The sequence below is a fragment of the Pseudoalteromonas luteoviolacea genome (genome assembly GCF_000814765.1).
In the GTDB taxonomy this organism is placed as follows: Bacteria; Pseudomonadota; Gammaproteobacteria; order Enterobacterales; family Alteromonadaceae; genus Pseudoalteromonas; species Pseudoalteromonas luteoviolacea_H.
This window is the reverse complement of record NZ_JWIC01000007.1, coordinates 933,821-953,026: the sequence shown is the minus strand read 5'-3', so window position 1 is coordinate 953,026 and position 19,206 is coordinate 933,821. Positions and strand designations below refer to the sequence as shown.

Sequence of the window (19,206 nt, the reverse complement as noted above, 5' to 3'; positions counted from 1 at the left end):
ACTTAACTCCTAGGAGGAAATATACCATCTATACAAATACAAAATTGTATTGCTAGATATGGTTGCCTGTTTTCATGTGCTTGGTTCTGCCCGTTACTTAAGACTGCCTGTGGGTTAAGGTAAATGTTTGACCCCCCCAAATCATCAGATGAATAAACGCGAGCAACGCCACCCGTTGTAGCCCTAGCTGCGGAGAGCAAACCGGTACCATTTGATCTATCAACCAAACCATCTTTAATCGTTTTACCTGCGTATAACTCGTGAGTATGCGAAGGTAACTGGCTCTCCATAAGTACTACATCTGGTAAACCAACACGATCTCCTAAATCTCCTGGTGATAATCCTGGCCCTGTCCCAAACATGGTTGGGCTTCTACCTTGTAGATCCGGCATTTGCATGTTGGTTTGACCATTGCCGCCGTAGGTAGTACCTATCACTGCGAACAATGCCTGATTTTGTGATATCTCAATAAACTGCCCGTCACAGAACGTGTAACTCACAGGAGCGAAAGTGTAAGGCAACATATCAACCTGACCAATAAATGGATCCATTATAATACTCCTTAGTTACGAGACGGATATAAGCCGTTCATGCAAATAATAAAACCGAGATACAGCATCGGCATTCTGTTTTCGTGCGGTTCATCACCACCAGTTGTGCCTATAGCTCGGCTGCTAAAAGGGTTCGTTTCTAACCCTCCGGTTGAGTCAGGTAAAAAGTGTAATTCACTGCCAATATAAGACTGCCCTTCAACTGGCGCTTGTAACTCTGACGTCGCACTGGTGACTTGCACTGTATGGCTGTGCACTGGCAATTGATCCGTTGACAATACAACTTGTTCGACACCAAATCGCTGCCCTAAAACTCGATTTGTCAGGCCAGGTCCTTGACCGTCGCCTACAGGGATCCGTCCACGCATGTCAGGCAATCCATAGGTACTTCGGCCATCACCACCGTAATTAGTACCCAATAGACTAAACAAAGATTGATTATCAGTTATCGCTTGTAGCTGGCCTGCACAGTATGACCAGTGGTACGGAGAATACACGCCTGCAAACATGCGAATTTCACCCAAATATGCATCACTCATATTATGCTCCTTTGCTTAGTTTCTAGGCGGGTATGCACCATTAAGTGCAATAATAAAACCAATTACCGTTGTCGGCTGCATATTCGTGTGCGGCGCATTCGCCCCTACAGTGCCCATGCTTTGAGACGATAAGGTATCTAATCCACCAGAATTGTTTGCATAAAACTGCTTAACCCCAGTTGGAAACTGTGTATTGGCTGTCGATATCGTATATCGAGCCGTAGGATTTGAATTGCTAAAGGGCAAAAAGCTATCACCTTCTAGCGAATCGACTTGAAAATCGTGATTGTGACCTGTTTGTGCATTAGTCAGAGTAACGTCTTCAAAACCGCTTCTCTGTCCTTGCTGGACGATGCCATACTTGCCTTGATAGACAGGTGCGCGTCCGCGCATGTCTGGCAACCCAAAATTGGTACGAGCATCACCGCCGAATGTATCGCCGAGCAATGAGAATAGCGCTGGGTTGTCGTTGACAGCAATCAATGCGCCATTACACGCAGCCCAGTGTACAGGTGGAAAGTTAAAGGCAATCATCTGCATCATGCCTAAATACGGATTAACCATAAAAACCACTCCTTACTTTTGACTTGGGTTTCCCCACTTCTTAATTGCGTTTGCGAGAAATAACAATCTGATATTTATCAATATCGTGAATACTCATAAACATTGGATATTCACCAAACGCGTTGTGTTTAAACAAGTAATTATCTTGAGGTAGTTGGTTTTTAGGATCGCCTAGCAATGAGATACTAAAAGAAGAAAACTCTTCAGTGTCGATTCGACCTTGCTCAACTTTACTGATTGCTAACTTACCTACTTGTTGTTCATCTTGTAACGAAAATACATCGATCTCTTGACCAACCAACGAGTTCATCAGCTCTTGTGTGACTTTTTCCATTTATTGCTACTCTTTATGCATTGATTAACAGAGGCATTGCCTTCAAGGCAAAACCAAATTAAACGCCGACGATGCGCTTCATCGCAGGGGGATACCAAATCATCAATTCATAGGGAGACTGAACCTCAGATACTTGAAACCCGAGCTCTAAATACAAACGTTTAACGCTCACATTGTGACTCAAAACAGATAAGGTAAGTGGCACAGCTGATTGTGCAGCACAGTGTTGAAAAGACTGAATAATGGCCCGTCCAAAACCATGACCTCTCGCAGCAATTAAAAAACCGATATCAATCAAGCGAATTTCGTTGTGACCAAAATCAAGCGTGGCCTTGCCAATGGGTTCACCGTGTTTTTCAATAATGAAGTACATTGCATTGGGGTACTGAGCGCCATACCCTTGAGTTTGCGCTTTTAGCTGCATCTCAACGATGGACTCAATAAAGTCTTGCTCACCATCAATACACTGCAAATCCTGTCTTACTTCTCTGTGCAGCTTTTCGATAAATGGCTTATCACTTGCTGTTGAGGGACGAATATGAAGCCCCTCCGGTATGGTAAATTGCACCATAATCCTTATCCTCTTATGTGCATTTATTGAGTATATGCAGCTTTAAAATTTTTGCTCGGAACATTCAATGATATTTTTCAACCAATCATTTACCGTGCAGTCGATCACTAAATTTATCCTTGCTTTGAAGCCTCTGTTCAAAACGCTGTGCTCTAAATCTGCATTGACATACCAGGCTTCCCCATTGCGCATAGGCACTTTTTGCCCACCAACAACAAACTCAATTTCCTCAGAGCCTGTAATGGGAATATGGATCCGTGCCTCACCGTACTCCAAAGATAAGTGATGATCTTTATGCGGATAGATATGACTGCCCGCCCCCAAACGCATTAGTCTCACTGACTTCAAAGGACATTTGAACTGACTCAGAAACTCTTGAATTGCAGGTAGGTTGTCCATGATGGGTAAAGGCGAAAATTGTCCGTCACATTCTTCTATTGAAAAGCACTGTAAAATCGGATGAGCATCCAAATGCACTTGATCAGCATAAAGCGCAAGCACATCCCATTTGCCAGCAAAGCAAGCTGTGTTTACGTGCCTACACCAGTGTGAATTATTTACTGAAATAACGTCATCAAGTAACGCTGAAATACGGCATGGTAAATCGAGCTTTGCACCTGTTATCACCATTGTTGGTTGTGCACAACTGATAGTCATAAAACTACCCTAAAGGTCGTCCAGAAATATCAAATTTATAGACCGTATCAGCAAACTTGCCACCGAGAACCGTGATAGAGTGATAACCATCTATGGTAGATAAACGGGTTTTTGTATATAAATTCCTAGGCCCATAGCTTTTCACATATACGCCTTGGCTGTCATATAATTTGATATTATTTGAGTCAGAATTTAAAACATGGACATATCCGGATTCATCACAAGTAATCGATTTAACCCCATTTAACTGATGTTCTAGTTCAGTACCAAATTCGCCAAAAGAGCCTAGAATCTCACCCTTAAAGTTTAAAGCATAAATAGAATAGCTCGTTTCTCCTGTGACAAATAAACGCTGACGCTTTTCATCAATTGCAAAATCTTTAACATGCATATTCAATGGCACAAAGCCTACTTTTTTCCCCTTATCGTCATATATCTCTATTTGGTTAGTTGACTCAAACAAAATATATACTTTGTTACCATAGCGTCTAGCTACTCTCGGTTTGAGGCTTATTTCAACGATAGTTTGTTGTGGGTTTTCAATTAAAAGCGCAGGGGAATTTATGTTACTAGACAGGAGGTCAGAGTCATTTAATCTGTGTGTATATGAAGTTGTAAGCTTGCTTTGATTCGCCAAAATAGGCAACGAAATCCCTGCACCGCCCAGTGCACTCATTATTAATGTTGATTTAACGAAACCCCGGCGCTTCATAAACTATTCCTTCTGTAAGCAATTGAATTCATTATTACAGCAAAGGAAACAATAAAATATTACACCTTATTACATCAACAAGTAAAAAACTACTAAAAGGAAAGGATAAGCCAACACTTAATGATTAGGCTGAATTTTGAATGCCTTGATTATGTAATATTCTGCTCGCACAGACGGTTAAGTTAAAGAATAACTATTTCTATTTAACTATGTTTAAGCATTAGAATACCAAAATCAAAAAGCAGGAAAACACAACAGTCATAAGGTAAAACCATTGATAAACCGATATTCGAGACAAAGTATGGGGTAATTAATCCTTATATTTGGAATAATAAAAATAAAACAAGCGTTTCTTACTAGGTAAAAAATCGTATGTATTATATATGTGAAATTAATTATAACTTGTAATCGTCAACCACTAAAAAACGATGTACTATCTACATTCGATTGCATCAAATGTTTCTTGGCAACAATAATTAACTCGTAGAATAAGCATAATGTCATTAACTCATTTTTCTGATCCATATATAGAGAATAACTTTAATTCTTCCCAATATGAGCTTCTTCATAAGATTGGTGAGGGTGGTTTTGGTAAAGTATATAAAGCACGTAATAAAAACACAGAGCAAACTGTTGCTATCAAGTTTCTAGCACTGGAGCCACATTTAGAAGAATCTAAAAAGAAACGATATGTTGAGCGATTCAAACGAGAAACCGCATTAAGTGGGCAATTAGAGCACCCGCATATCGTTCGATTATTAGACAAAGGGCAAGTTAATGAGCACCTGTTATATGGTGTTTTTGAGTACATCGAAGGCCAGTCATTGCGTGAATACCTTATGCAAGAAGGGGCCCTGGACGCAGTGGAAGCCACGGACATTATGCTGCAGGTGCTCGATGCACTGATCCACGCCCATAAAAAAGGCATCATTCACCGAGATATTAAGCCCGCAAATATTATGCTTAGCCAAGCGGGGGCGAAAACACATGCAAAAATCCTTGATTTTGGTATCGGTACTCTCACGCAAGACAGCCGCCACCAAGACTTCGCAACCATAACGCTCACGCAAGAAACGATCGGTACTCCGTCCTATAGTGCCCCGGAGCAATTGAGAGGTGAGCCTGCGTCAGAAAAAACTGACTTATACGTATGGGGCTTAGTATTACTTGAATGCTTAACAGGTATGCCCGCAGTCACAGGGTCAAGTATTGCCTCAATATATCACAAGCAACTCAGTGATGTGCATATCCCGATCCCCAGCGCCCTGCTCGGTCACCCGCTTTCAGGACTGCTGCGTCGAGTATTGCAAAAAAATGCTGCCGAGCGAGTCATTTCAGGTAAAGAAGCATTTTCTGAATTAAATACCATGAATGTTTCAAACCTCGTAGGTATTTTAGCTGACGTGCAAGCTCAACACGGGTTTGATGACAATACAGTTGTCCTTCGTAATGACGACCCAAACAACATTGCAGTTCAAGATTATACGACCCTCACTGAACGTAAACAAATCACCGTACTGGCACTACGTTTAAGTGCCAAGAGGCTCACAGAGAGTGCCAAAGACTTTGACATCATAGATACGCTTTTTAAATCGCAACGCAATCACTGTATTGATATTGCGACCCGATTTGGCGCTTATCACGTCGGCAACTTAGCCGATACCATGTTATTTTATTTTGGCTATCCCGTTGCCAGTGACAATGACACGCGTTTGAGCGCTCGCACGGCTTTAGATGTCATCAGTGAACTCTCTAAACGCAATGCTTTAATGCAAGAAGCCCACAGTATTCAACTCAATGCCCATATTGGGATCCACTCAGGTATTTTTGTCACGTATGCCAACTCAGTACCTGAGGGCAACATCGCCAATACCGCCATGGAGCTGGCAAGACTCGCTGGCGAACGCCAAATTCTGTGCTCTGCTGAGTCCCGTGCAATTTTAGAGCCCTATAGTGACTTTGATTACTTTGACAATATTCAAATCGGATTGTCATTTGAACAGTTATCCATCTATAACCTCAAAGGCGAAAAACGTGTTGAAGCATTTGGCTTCATGCGCGGCACTAAAAGTCACCATAAACTCATCGGTAGGCAGACTGAATTAGATAAAACACTTTCTGTGATAAACGGCGAAAATAGCACCCGCATTGCACATATTTATGGTGAAGCGGGGATCGGAAAATCAAGACTGTTACAAGAGGTCAGAGACAACGCCAGTCAATATCAGCACTTAGTGGCTCAATGTCTACCAGAGCATCAGAACAGCGCCTTATACCCTATTTTGAATCTGGTAAAGTACCTGTTTAATACTGACAATCAGTCGGTACAGAACATTACAAAAATTTTAGTAGATGCCTTGACTGAATATGGTCTTGCTCAAGCAGAAATTGATGCGACAGTGCCTGTTTTAATGGTTTGGCTGGCAATAGAGTTGCCCGAGGACATGCAGCCATCTTCGCACTCTCCCGATGAGCAAAAGACCATGCTGTTTGCAGGCTTAAGCGCGTTATTATTGACACGTAAATCGAGTATCAGTGAATTTAAACTTTATATTGTTGAAGATATTCACTGGGCAGATGCAATCACTATCGATTTTTTACGTTACTTCGCGGCGCAGCTGCAAGATGGTAGCGTGATGATAAGTACGTCCAGACAACCTTGCCCAAGTAGCTTACATGATCTGACTTTACTAGAGGTGGAACTTAATAAGCTCACTGCCAAAGCCACTACGGACTTTATAGAGCAACTATTTGATAGCCAAAACGTATCTGACAATGTGTGTTCTGTGTTAGTTAAACGTACTGATGGCATCCCGCTATTCATCGAAGAACTCGTCGGTATGCTTAAAGAAAAGCACCTTATACACGAAAGAGATGGCGCAATCACATTTATTAGTCCTGACCGTTTAGAGCAGGTACCGAGCAGTTTAAGAGAATCATTACAGCAAAAACTAGATAACTTAGTCCATGCCAAAGAAACAGCTCAATTGGCAGCCACCATAGGACGCGAGTTTGAGTATGAACTGCTAGTTCAAGCATCACCTTTGAGTGAAGATCAAATACAAAATGATCTAAATGAATTGCTTGAAAGAGCGCTGATAGTTCAACAAAGGCGTGTAGACAGTGACAGCTATGTATTTAAACATGCTTTAGTCAGAGACGCGGCGTATGACAGTGCTTCGGCTTCAACGAGAAGAAACATGCACTTTACGATTGCGAGCAGTATGCATAAATGTGCTAAACATGCGCTCGAGGATGTTGCATTTCACTATGAAAAAGCAGAAGAGTATCAGCAAGCATACGCACTTAATACACAAGCAGGTAAAGCAAAAAATAAAGTTGGACTGAACTTATTATCTATTCCTTTGTTTGAACGTGCCATCGAGCAAGTCCAACTCGTAGCGCCTTGTGAGCAAACATTTCTAGATGAAATAGATTTGCAGTTTACACTCTCTATGTCTTTGGCTGCTACGGTTGGCTATGCCCATGACTCAGTCAGACCACATATTGAACGGGCACTTTCACTATGTAACAACCTTAACGACCCACAGCCTACCCTTGATGTTTTATGGGGCATTGGTATCACACAAGTTGTTTGCGCGGATCATAGAGAAGGCATAAAAACTGCCGACACCCTTTATCAAGGGGCACTGAAAAGCAATAACGTAAAATACATTGTGTCTTCTTTGTTTATCAAAGGCACCATACTCTGGGCAATGGGGCGCTTTAATCAATCTCAAGAAGTTTATGCAAAGTCATTATCTTTATATGACTACGAGAAGCATCATCAGTTATTTACTGATTACCCTTTTGAAGTCGGTATCTCTTCGCATATTTTACAAGCGTCAAACTGCTTATTGCTTGATGACTATGAAACAAGTGAGCAGCTGGTAGAGAAAGCAAATACCTTGGCGTCACGACATAACGTGCCCGCTTGCACAGTGCATGTCCTAGCACGCTCTGCCTATCATTATGTTGTAATTAAAGACTTAGAAAAGGTGCAATACTACGCTCAAAGGTGTCTAGAAATATCCAAGGAATGCAACTTCACGCTGTGGCACGCTTATGCAGAAATACTACTGAACTGGGTGCGAATGAAATCTGAACAGTCATTCTCCATCTCGGATATGCACGCTCACCTTCAAACATACATCAATACAGGCTCAATTGGTCACCTATCTTGGCTCAAGTCGTTATATGCAGAAGCCTTGTTAGAAAGTGCCGAGCAAGAAGCAGCACTGGCCAATATAAATGATGCGATCACGTTAGCCTTTAAACAAAAAGATTACTTTTATTTACCTGACAGCTTTGTGATCAAAGACAAGATACTCACTGCGCTTGGCAAACCGTCGAACTATGCCAAAAAAGCAACTAAGTTGAGACAGCAACAGCAAGTTTTTGGCAAGAAATAGTCCATCAAAAATCAAGGGGCACCAACAAATGAAAATTATACCGTTTATTACGGTTACGCTTCTGGGGATGTGTAGCACACATCTCGTCGCGTTTAACACATCGAATAGCACAGCAGAAGCATCGTCAGATATGCTACCAACAACGGCATGTGAAGAGCGGTCGCTCAGTGAGTACGCATTGAAACCTTGTTACCCAGCAACCATAGAAAATACGCCAACAGATACTTCTGCATCACGTTTTGCATATCAGCAATTTTATGCCGTCAACTGGCCGTCTCAGCAAGGCAAAGTAGGTATACCGGATCTAGATGCTGATTACACAACCAGCTCAGACCATTTGCCTGTTTGGCAAACGTGGCCACGCTTGCAGGATCTACATTTAAGCCAGTTAAAAAACATATCCTTAGATTGGAGCAGTTTAAATTACTTCGTACCACAACAATGTCAAAGCCTCGTTGAAAAAGATAAAAATGGTGACTCTGCACTATCAAAGTTCGTCAGCAGCAACCCGAATATCCCAGTAAACTCAAAAGTAGAAGTGCTGTTCGATATAACCGACGCCCATGGGGATGTGTTATTCGATAAAAGTAACAATCCGGTCTTTTATCAAATATACCTGAATGAACAATCTTGGCAGTTTTTGTCACAACCTGAGCCAGCAAAGCCCTATAACTTTGTGATGGGCAATTACGATAATACTCAGAGGGGCGCAATGTTCCTTAAAGCATCTTGGATGCTATTGGACAAATCTCAAGTCAACGACTTTCACACCAGCGTTGCATTAGTGGTAGACCCCAATTCAAAAGCCTGCTCTTTAGAAGTTGTTGGTTTGGCTGGTTTACATATAGTGAACAAATCAATCCCTAGTCAGTACAAAGAGTTAAATGGGCAACGCATCAATAACTGGTCTTGGTCAACCTACGAGCACACTAAAAATGCGCCAACTAAAGCGCAATTAGTACAATCAGATACTCAAAACGAATGGAACTTATTCAATATTGATTTGACTGATAAAAACACCTTTAGTGCACTTGAAAAGTCTTGTAAAAACAACAATGAATGGGATTTCTCAAAAGCAAACTGTGAGATAAACAGCCCATCAGCTGATAATACGACCTCTCAAATAGTCAATACCTTGGTGCTACCAAGAGAAATTGCCAGCCAGCAGCAAGTTTACAACAGCCAAGCTCAAAAACGCCTAAAAAAATATAACTCAAACTTTATCAACTACGAGCTGGTAGCTAGTCAGTGGCTCAAAGACAAAGTCATGTCACCGACCAACTTATCGAATACCACCATGGAATCATTCTTCCAAGAAGAAAACTGCTCAGCTTGCCACAGCGATGCAGCTGATCAAGATTTTATGTTTTTAAATGACAGTAAACTGAAATCACTACCTGACTGGATCCAACTGTCAGGTGACGCAAAACTATTTAATTAGGATACCAAAATGACTCAAGAAGCTTTAACTGAAGAAAGAATGTCTGCGCTACTGGCTGTCAAGGACCGTTTTAGTTGTCTAGAAATGCAAAAAAATATGATCGTCAGAACTGACCTTCGTATCGCAACATCAAACTTATATCCGCAGCTAAGCGCAAAACCGGCTCTAAAGCTACTACTAGCCAATATTTATTATATTCCTAGCAGTAATGTGGCATTAACTGACGATAACACCGTCACCAATTTTTTTGAATCGAATGGTGTACCTATCGACAGTGAAACCAGTGTTGTTATGAGTAAAGAGTTTGCAAACTATATTGTTGAGGGCAGCGCACAGCAAGATTCAAACGATGTGATCTCACTTGTACTTGCAAATGTAGGCTACCGCTGTGCATTCTCAGATCTATCTGATTTAGAAGCCAATGAAAACTTTGACTCGCTTGATGCTGATGCACCAGTACTTGCAGACGTAGAAGAACAGGCACGCATCGGCATTTTGGTTTGGCAGATTGCCATGAACAATGCACTGCGCACAGAAATTATCAACCTAATTGCTGAAGGTAACGAGGCAGCGCTGACAGATAAACTGGTCTCTATCAAGCTTGATAACGACTATGGTTTTGTTGCACAAAGTACAGCAGAGACCATTGCCAACGGACTAGTTGTCAAAAAAGACATCAAATACGTTGCAAGCTACATTGGCAAAAACATGTACAAGGCAACTTGGTAATCTGTATTTAATACAAGAAGATTAAATACACCATCTGGGTAGCAATATTTTGGCTTTAAAATAAGCCTGTATTGCTGCCTATTCAAAATCACTTCGTTCCGAAATCAGGCCTTACTATGAGTGTCGCACTTATTATCTGAAATCAGGCATAAGCTTGTTCGCTTTTTATCAATTGAGTTAATTTTTACATAATAGTCAATACATATTAAGACAACTATCACATCATTTAAAATAATAATGGTCTGTCCATTAAGGGATTGTATTATTAGTCTGTATATTTTTCCTCTAAACTTAACGCTAAATTCCTATCTATTAAAACTTTCTACCCTCAGACACTTAAATCAGTTCAATCTTGCTAGCTTTTGATAGGTAAGCACCTAATAAATATAAAATATTTAATGCTAGTACATGGTATTATAAAAAAGAATGTACATTATTTGCTAGGAGCAACAACATGGATAAAAGAAGATTCTTAAAGGTATCAGCAGCATCTTTGGTAGCCACTACGGCTTTGCCTATTATGGCGAGTACTGATCGCGCAAAAATGCCTACTGGCTTACTTTCATTTACCTACCACGTTACTTACAACGAAGAGTTTAAAGCACTCGCGCAAGCAGACTTAGATAACGTAATGAAAATGTTTGAACTAACACCGGCACAACAACAAGTTGTCCTATCGGCAGCGAGAGAATCAAACTTGACAGACAAACTTTGGGAAGACTTTTCTGCAGAGTTAAGACCTGAAATTGATCAAGACTTAAGTTCTGTTTGGTAATAGGAGGGGGAAATATCTCCCCAATCACAATGCGCTTATCTTCATCTCAATTACACGAACGCCTAAGCAGTACACATAGCTCTTTAACCAATAGACGCTCTACAGCAATTGTCGACGAGCTATTGTCTACAGCACCACAAAATACCAAAGGAATATGCTACGAATTCCGTCCCATGGAAAACTATCGCCCATGTGATGTATTACTAGCCTATGAATGCACAAATTACAGTTTGAGTGAAATAGAGTCATTTTTAGAGCTCATACCAAACAGTATTAGCCAAGGAAAAATTCTTAATTTTATATCTGAGCGAAAAAGTAATCCCTTATTCCAAAATTTGAACTTAGTTTGGTTTAGCTTTGATTGGAATTCAGACCATTTTCCAAGTATCCCTACGTTTTATATCAGCACACAACACTACAAATATGATAACGATGACTTATTACACCAAGTGAGTTTAGAGCTCGTTAATAACATGGCCGAAAGTCATGTGACTCAGGCACAAAGTGTATTGGATGCTTTGAAAAGTTGTAGATTAAACCATATAGGTTTTACCTATGCTAGAGAGGCAATTAAGACTAAATTTGTTCTATCGGTGCACGTAAATGAAATTAACTCACTACTTGACACGCTCAATTGGCAAGGCGACTACACAAAGCTAAGCGCAATCTTACATATAGCTAAATCACTATCAGAAGACATTCAAATAAGTTTATCCTTTGATACCGTGCTTTCAAAAAAGATAGAAATAGAACTCCCTTGGGTTGCCAATGCTCAACAAAATTATTTAAAGAGTGAATTTATTCAGCAAGTTGCTGAAGTATGTGACACTCCAGATGGGTATCAGAACTTAACTGAGATAACCTCTTGGCTTCACCATACAAACTTAGATTGCGCCTTTTATACTAAATTTTCTCTTTTTGAGGACAGTTCGGTGAACTTTAAAGCCTATTTGCACTGCGCTCCAATTCAAATCAATAGGTTTGTATCATGATGAAGTACCTACAGGTTATATTATTAACCTGCTTTACAGCATCAGTGCATGCAAAATATATTGAATATGATGACGCTGCTTATTACCCTTCATGGCTAATAAGCGAAGAGTGTAATATATTCAATGAATACCATTACCCTAAAAACATCACCAAGTTATCAAATTACCCATTAGACGCTTACAATAAAAATGTCTGTACACATTTAAAGCCGTTGGCAGACAGTGACCCACATAAAACACAAAAAATTGACTATCTCACACATCGGTATAATCTTTTTTCATGGCTAAAGTTCATCGCTTTAAACAGGGAAATAAACGAAACTTACGAAGTCACGCAGAATAACCTTAAAACCTGTCAAAAAGAAGATTGCCCGACACCAGTGTGGTTGCATTGGCGTGATAGCGAGAGTGTGTTTTTACAAAATGGAGAGAAACCGCAGGCTTGGGACTTTACCAAAAATTTTGATATGTTAGTCCCATTGTCAAAAGTTGAGCAGGTATCTCCTCGCAATGGCAACAATGAAAAAGCAATTTTAATAGATCAGGCTAATAACCCAATATATTACCAATCAATTATCAGCCCCTATTTATTTCATTTTATTGTTAACAAAAACCTTTACAACCTTGATGGGCAAATCGATTTTGCACAGGGTAAAAAGTGGGCTTGCCACAACAACAACATCGACTGTTTGAATACCAATACAATCGGTTATTTGAGGTGTGGTACAGGTCAGTTCAAAAACTGTAATAAACAACAAGATTTAACACAGTATACACCATTGAAGTCTCCTGGTTTAGCTGTTGAAATTAAAGTCGCATGGAAAATCCTAACATCAGACGATGACAAATCGCGTTATATCCACACTCAATTACCGGTAGCAAAAATGCCTATTGGGTATAAGAGAAATGTTGAAACCACTGAGCTACTCAATGTGGGTGTAGTGGGTTTTCATATCAACCAAAAAACGGCAAGCTCAGGTAATTGGGTTTACTCTACATTCTCACATAAAGATAACGTATGGGGACAAACACCGTCGTTTTATAATAGGTACTGTCCGACTTGCCCCATTAATACTGCAACAAGTGGCGCAACAAAAACCCAAGTTGTCCGCTTGGAAAAAATAGATCCAATTACAGAGGCCGTTAACCAGTTTGTACAACACCAATTGGCACAAGAAAACTCGGTCTTACAAAACTATAAGCTCATTGGCACCCAATTTACCACAGACAGCAGCGAACCATTGACGGATAAAAACCAAAATTATCAGCAAACCTCTCGTGCGAAGCTAACCAACTTTGCTGGAGGCTCGCCACACCCTCTGTTTTTAACAAATGAAACCATAGAGACGTTTTTACAGCAGGGTAACACCTTCAACACTTCGACCAAAAAGCTCACCTACAAGAGCTCTTCTTGCATGAACTGTCATGCCAACGCGGGGATTGCAATTGAATGCAACCAAAAAACTGGAAAACCTAAGTTTGCGAAATATACTGGGGACTTTATGTTTATTTTTAGCGAAGCTAAATGGCAAAACAAAGATAAATATTGTGAGCCTGACACCCAAACGGATTAGTTCCTTTTATGAAAAAATATACAACCTAGACAACCGCTCTCAATTTCAGATATGAAGTGCACCGCCACACATATATCAATACAGGCAAAATCACTCATCTACCTTGGCTTCATTCGCTTTACGCAAAGGTATTGTTGACACGTGCAGAACATAAATGTGTACTGGCCAATATGAATGACGCGATCATATTAGCCTCTAGACAAAAAGGTGACTTTAACCTATCTGGCAGCTTTGTAATAAAAAACATCAAATACTTTTCTAGCTACATTGGTAAAAACATTTAAAGAGCAACTTAGGAAGCATGTAATACAATTAGGTTGAACACACCACATAGGTGGCAATATTTCGACTTTAAAATAAGTTGTACTGATGCCTACTCCAAGTTACGCCGTATCTGCAACCAGCTTTATATTCATTTTTAAAAAGCGCACTGGTTCATAATCTAAGTATATAAATAAACTTGTAGGGCTATTGTTCATAGCCCTGCTTAACACCACCTTGCATAACGGTGCATTTAATAAAGCAATTTTTCTCAACCAATTACGGTGTCACTATCGTGATAAACTTTACCCTTTCAATACCAGCAGCTAATCGGCAATCATGTGCTGAGGTAACTTCCAACGTCAGTGCACTATTAACCGCACTAAGCAGCATCAAGTATGTACCTTGATTAGAGTTTGCAGTCACATCCACTGACCACAATTGTTTATGATCTTCGCTGACACAGCTAGCAACTGAGTCTTTCAATGTAGAAAGCTGAAAATACGCGATACCCGATTTTACCTCAATATCTGTTATTACCCCTTTCGCCTTCACACTCGTTGAGGCAAATAGACTAAGTATTACCATGCTACCAAATACAGTTTGTTGATAAATTGTCTTCATTTATTCATCTCGAATGATACAGCGCTTGCTACCACAAATTGGGTGAACAGCAGGTGTCAACTCATATAAATCTTGTAAAAACGAGCTGTTGATACACCCTTCCATCGATGCATGAGACTTCACTTGACGCCCTTTATAGCTGTCTATATTCGCCGCCAATACAGCTTCATCTTGATAGAATGGAAAAGATACATACTTGTGTTTAAAATTTACATAACCAGCACCTAGGCAGTTTTCTTCTAGAAAAAACACTCTTCCAGAGCCGATCCCCCACCTATCGTACTTAAAAAAATCTTGTCCCTCTGACAGCGGAGCAATATACAAGTACTTATCATCACTGGCAAAGCCTTCTATGCGCCCAACCTTAGTTATACCATCTCCTTTATAAAGTATACTCACCCCCTTATAGCTATCAGAGAGTGCCGGCTTTACCGCCACCGATACGCCCTTTGCTCGTTCTACATCAACAATTGCAAGGCAGTCATTAGCACTTTCAACACTAATCGGTAACTCCCCTGCCAATGCGGTGATCAACATAGAGTACATCGCCCGGCCTTGCTCATTATCTAACGAAAAACTATATTCATTTCGCGTCGATGCATGAACACAACTAGGAAGGGTATGCGTTTTCTCTTCATCTATGGCAAAACGTACATTATTATCACTCACATTAAGCTGAATAATATGCGCAGCTGAAAACACATGTATACTGAACAAAGAGAGCAACAAAAATAAAATAAATCGCATTATTTTCATCCTTATTTAAATTTTAAATATTAAACACATCACAATGATGTCATAATAACAAAAAATAATACAGCAACACTCACCAACTCTTCAAAGTCAGCATAAAAAGAAAAAATATGATTTATAAGCTCTTACTATTCTCACTATTAATAACAACATCATTTAATATTCTTGCAAGCCTAAAAAACTCGTCTGCCATTTCATATTATCTAACTAATAATATAGCTGAATCAAAAATTCTTACTGACGAGATAATCTACAATGGTGAATTAGACATTCGGTGGCATGACACAAATACCAATAGTAAGCATGTCCTGACAATTAGAAACAGCAATACCCTTCAATCTCAAACTCTCTATTCAGGGAGTAATCTGTATTTCAAACAAAATTTGGAACTGCCCTCAGGGAGATATACTATTAGTTTAATGTGTGATGAACCTCTCAATTGCGCTAATAATGATGTCTTTAAGAAGGAGATTTTAGTTGTTAACACCCCCAATTACCTACATGCAAGTTACGATTATGACGCACAAATCATGCACATTAGCTGGGAAAGCCTATCTAACGATAGCAAATACTTACTAGAACAAAGCGATGATGGAGGCACTACTTGGCTTCCAATTGTGCCTCACAATACGTTTGTTAATACACCTAATCATTTAAAAGCGCACTATAACGGTATTAATGCGCAAATAAGTAACCAATACGAGGGAAATACAACACCTTTACTTCATGATAATGATGCCTACTTTTATATACCCAACGATATAAACAAGCAGTTTATATACCGCATTAAAGAGTGTTTTAAAAATCAATGTGGGAAATATAAATCATCACCCCCTATAAAGGTAAACATTAACACCCTCAAGCCATTGATTGCACAATCAGGCTTTGAAAATGGCTATAAAATTTTCAGTATGGATGAAAAGTTTGGTGACGTCACAGTCAAATCGCTCACACCTATAAATAGTGAAGAACCGAATTATTTAAACTTAAATATAAAAGACTGGGGTTTTGCTCATTATAACCATATTTATGGCTGGCATGGTATGTTTGGTGACCCTGGGGGTGAATATCTCAGCGGAATCTCAATAACAGGTAAATTACGAGTGAGTCACTTATCTCCCAATAGTAAAGTCAGTATTACTCCAATTGCCTATTACAATAGTAATCATCGAGTTAAAGGCAGCGAATTAATTATTTCAAATGCTGATGATAAGGTGATTAATTTTAGAGAATCACTTTGGCTAGATAACACAAAACGGACGCGATATATTTCATTCGAAATACGACTATTAGGTGAGCATGCTGAAATTCAGCTGGATGATATTCAGCTTTATGAGGGGGCCGCATTAGCTCAAGCCCAGACATCATTTTCGGTGTCCCCTGTTAATTTAGGTCAAAATATCGAAATGGGTTGGACTCCCTTTGGTGATGAACACCATCAGTACCACGTAGAGTACAGCCCTTATGGTCAAAACACGTGGCAAACATTTTACTATGGCGGTATGAATACACGACAGGTGTATGATATTTCATTCTTACCCGAAAATAGATACCAGTTTAGACTGCACTGTGAAGGTTTCGTTGGCTGTCCGGAAAATGGATATTTTTACGACACAGCCTCAACTCTTTATCAGTTAAACTCGATTGACCCTCAGAAAATACAGGCAAGTTATGACGCAGCATCACGAACAATTCAGCTCAAATGGCCCTCGATACCTGGTGCTTTTGGCTACACCATTTTCCAGACCATAAATGGACAGAGCACCACGCGGCTAACCCCTCCAGGATATGTTTGGGCCAAACGTTGGCGTGACGAAGTCGTATTTGCTAAAAATGACACTGTACTGCCAGTAAGTCAAAGTGGTACTTATACCTTTGCCATCACTCCGTATAGTTACTTTCAGCAACTTGGCAGTATGGCGGTCAAATCAATTAACGTACATGTACCAACAACGCCAAACATTGTCTCTCCAAGTGTAGGAGGAGTCGGAAACCTCTCTATCTCCAGTGATACAAAAACACATGGCCGCACATCTCTGCAGTGGAGCAAACCCAGCATACAAGGCATGCCCATAAATACTCAGCTGACGTACAAGTTGTATTTGACGCTGCCCAATACCACTGAACCATTAAAGCCAATCTTAATTTCTGAGCAAGAGCATGATAACCATCATGTACTGAACAGATACCTACTGGAAGAGCCCGGGCTTTATCACCTAGAAGTGAAAGCCTGTACGCTCAATTCTACCTGTGGGCCAAGCAGTCATGTGTCATTTCATGTTGAGCAAGGTCCACCTCCGGCTCCTGAGCGCATGGAAGTTTCTCCCGTATTTGCATGGGGTGGTGAAGACGCAGATCAACCGGTTGTTTTGAAAGGAAGCACATTAACGCTATCTTGGGCGATGACCCCCTCTTTTTCTCAAGAGACTACGTTTAATATCTCTTTGTTGGCAAATGTTGAGGGAGCGCCATCAACCAGCTTTGTCCCACTAAAAACCAATCACCCTCACACACAATTAGATTATACTTTTGCACATTCAGGTGTTTATCTTTTTGCTATTCGCACCTGCACTAACCAAGGTGGATGCGCAACGTATGAGTCAAAAACCCTCGCAGTGCATGTTGTTGATAATGACTTCTTAACATTGCAACCCCCTGTTAAATTCGAATACTCAGTTGAAACAGGAAAATATTGGGGCCTTGGAGACACCGCTACGTTATACTGGCAAATGCCATCTCATTACGCTAAATCATTAATTGACTCATTGAGCTATAACTTGTACACCCTTGATGCACAAAATCAAGTTGTGCCTCTTGAGAATGCGCCTCGCAATCTACAAAAGCAACAATGGCAATATACATTCAATGATTTAAGTACACACACGTTATTTATTGAAGCATGCACAATCAGTGGTGATTGTAGTGCAAAAACTAAACTCGTCATTGATTACATTCAGCCAGATTGCGCTACAATTCCCACGCTATCAACAACAAACTCTAAAGCAGAATTCAGCTGGTGTAAGCTCACGGATCCCTCTCTGGCATATTTGGAAATAATGACTGCATACTGTGGCCAGGAGTGTGCTTCGAGTTCTGTGCCGCTCGTTTGGTTCCCTTACCACGTATCCCCACCAGCTGCACAACAATCAATGACAATTAGCGATCAAGAAGCCGGGAGTGTTGCTGTGAAAGCAAGGGGTTGTACATTTAACAATCAGTGCTACCCATGGAGTAATACATTAGAGCTCGACTTAAATGTTTTCGAAAAACCAATTCTAAAGCAAGTCGGACATACTCTTAGCTGGCAGAGCATCGTCTTGGCAACACATTATGAAATAGCAAAATCGACTTGCCCAACCGCTAATGAGTGCAGTGCTCACAGTAGTCTAAATTGGCAAGTAATTGAAAACCTAGGAAAGCAAACGTCTTTCTCTGATACCCCAAGCAGCCCACATCTCACTCTGTATAAAGTGAGAGCTTGTTACGATGGGAATGCTTGCTCTGACTGGAGCTACCATAAAAAAACTAAGCCAAAACACGTTATATTTATTCATACAGACTTGCTTGGCAGCCCTGTTGCAGAGTCGATTATGGAACAAACTAATGAGTAAATTAAAGGCATAGTGCGACTATCATGTAATTTAATTTCCACTGAGTTGAAACTATCAATGTTTTTGCTAGTTTCAACTTTGTCTTAAAAAACTCGTTTATTTTTAT

General features: G+C 40.2%; 16 protein-coding genes. 7 read left to right on the top strand and 9 right to left on the bottom strand.

Annotated elements, in window-relative coordinates; all coding sequences use genetic code 11:
• Nucleotides 1-2: 2 nt before the first annotated feature.
• Genes JF50_RS18455 through JF50_RS18425 form a run of 7 tightly spaced genes read right to left on the bottom strand, consistent with a single transcriptional unit; the run spans nucleotide 3 to nucleotide 3,928 of the window.
• Nucleotides 3-551: a phage tail protein gene (locus JF50_RS18455; RefSeq protein ID WP_039610819.1), complete on the bottom strand. Its 549-nt coding sequence runs from the start codon at nucleotides 549-551 to the stop codon at nucleotides 3-5.
• A gap of 11 nt (nucleotides 552-562) precedes the next feature.
• Nucleotides 563-1,090 carry a phage tail protein gene (locus JF50_RS18450; RefSeq protein ID WP_039610818.1) on the bottom strand — a complete coding sequence of 176 codons (528 nt, stop codon included), beginning with the start codon at nucleotides 1,088-1,090 and terminating at the stop codon, nucleotides 563-565.
• A gap of 15 nt (nucleotides 1,091-1,105) precedes the next feature.
• Nucleotides 1,106-1,654 carry a phage tail protein gene (locus JF50_RS18445; protein ID WP_039610817.1) on the bottom strand — a complete coding sequence of 183 codons (549 nt, stop codon included), beginning with the start codon at nucleotides 1,652-1,654 and terminating at the stop codon, nucleotides 1,106-1,108.
• A gap of 40 nt (nucleotides 1,655-1,694) precedes the next feature.
• The gene (locus JF50_RS18440) at nucleotides 1,695-1,988 is read right to left on the bottom strand and encodes a DUF6916 family protein (protein ID WP_039610816.1); all 294 of its coding nucleotides are present in this window, start codon (nucleotides 1,986-1,988) and stop codon (nucleotides 1,695-1,697) included.
• Between the two features lie 58 nt (nucleotides 1,989-2,046).
• A complete protein-coding gene (locus tag JF50_RS18435) occupies nucleotides 2,047-2,559 on the bottom strand; it encodes a GNAT family N-acetyltransferase (protein ID WP_200890424.1) in 513 nt (170 codons plus the stop codon).
• Between the two features lie 42 nt (nucleotides 2,560-2,601).
• Entirely contained in the window at nucleotides 2,602-3,216 is a 615-nt protein-coding gene (locus JF50_RS18430; protein WP_039610815.1) for an aspartyl/asparaginyl beta-hydroxylase domain-containing protein, read from the bottom strand.
• Between the two features lie 4 nt (nucleotides 3,217-3,220).
• Entirely contained in the window at nucleotides 3,221-3,928 is a 708-nt protein-coding gene (locus JF50_RS18425; RefSeq protein ID WP_039610814.1) for a hypothetical protein, read from the bottom strand.
• A 497-nt stretch (nucleotides 3,929-4,425) separates the two neighbouring features.
• On the opposite strand from JF50_RS18425, the gene JF50_RS18420 reads away from it, so the two are divergent.
• The 6 genes from JF50_RS18420 to JF50_RS18395 all read left to right on the top strand — a co-directional run bounded on the left by JF50_RS18420 (nucleotide 4,426) and on the right by JF50_RS18395 (nucleotide 13,851).
• Nucleotides 4,426-8,340, top strand: coding sequence for a TOMM system kinase/cyclase fusion protein (locus JF50_RS18420; protein WP_080760292.1), 3,915 nt, complete (start codon nucleotides 4,426-4,428; stop codon nucleotides 8,338-8,340).
• Between the two features lie 28 nt (nucleotides 8,341-8,368).
• Nucleotides 8,369-9,781, top strand: a complete 1,413-nt coding sequence (locus JF50_RS18415; protein ID WP_039610813.1) for a hypothetical protein — start codon at nucleotides 8,369-8,371, stop codon at nucleotides 9,779-9,781.
• A 9-nt stretch (nucleotides 9,782-9,790) separates the two neighbouring features.
• Nucleotides 9,791-10,510 (top strand): hypothetical protein, encoded by a 720-nt coding sequence (locus JF50_RS18410; RefSeq protein WP_039610812.1) that lies wholly within the window; start codon nucleotides 9,791-9,793, stop codon nucleotides 10,508-10,510.
• 454 nt (nucleotides 10,511-10,964) lie between these two features.
• Entirely contained in the window at nucleotides 10,965-11,285 is a 321-nt protein-coding gene (locus JF50_RS18405) for a hypothetical protein (RefSeq protein ID WP_039610811.1), read from the top strand.
• Nucleotides 11,286-11,314: 29 nt separating this feature from the next.
• Nucleotides 11,315-12,277, top strand: coding sequence for a hypothetical protein (locus JF50_RS18400; protein WP_152614589.1), 963 nt, complete (start codon nucleotides 11,315-11,317; stop codon nucleotides 12,275-12,277).
• Entirely contained in the window at nucleotides 12,274-13,851 is a 1,578-nt protein-coding gene (locus JF50_RS18395; RefSeq protein WP_039610809.1) for a hypothetical protein, read from the top strand. The genes JF50_RS18400 and JF50_RS18395 overlap by 4 nt, the downstream gene beginning before the upstream one ends.
• A gap of 540 nt (nucleotides 13,852-14,391) precedes the next feature.
• Here the strand turns inward: JF50_RS18395 and JF50_RS18385 are convergent.
• A complete protein-coding gene (locus tag JF50_RS18385) occupies nucleotides 14,392-14,736 on the bottom strand; it encodes a hypothetical protein (protein ID WP_039610807.1) in 345 nt (114 codons plus the stop codon).
• Nucleotides 14,737-15,483: a hypothetical protein gene (locus tag JF50_RS18380; RefSeq protein WP_039610806.1), complete on the bottom strand. Its 747-nt coding sequence runs from the start codon at nucleotides 15,481-15,483 to the stop codon at nucleotides 14,737-14,739. It abuts the gene before it with no gap.
• A gap of 536 nt (nucleotides 15,484-16,019) precedes the next feature.
• On the opposite strand from JF50_RS18380, the gene JF50_RS18375 reads away from it, so the two are divergent.
• Nucleotides 16,020-19,100: a hypothetical protein gene (locus JF50_RS18375; RefSeq protein WP_152614588.1), complete on the top strand. Its 3,081-nt coding sequence runs from the start codon at nucleotides 16,020-16,022 to the stop codon at nucleotides 19,098-19,100.
• Nucleotides 19,101-19,206: the final 106 nt, after the last annotated feature.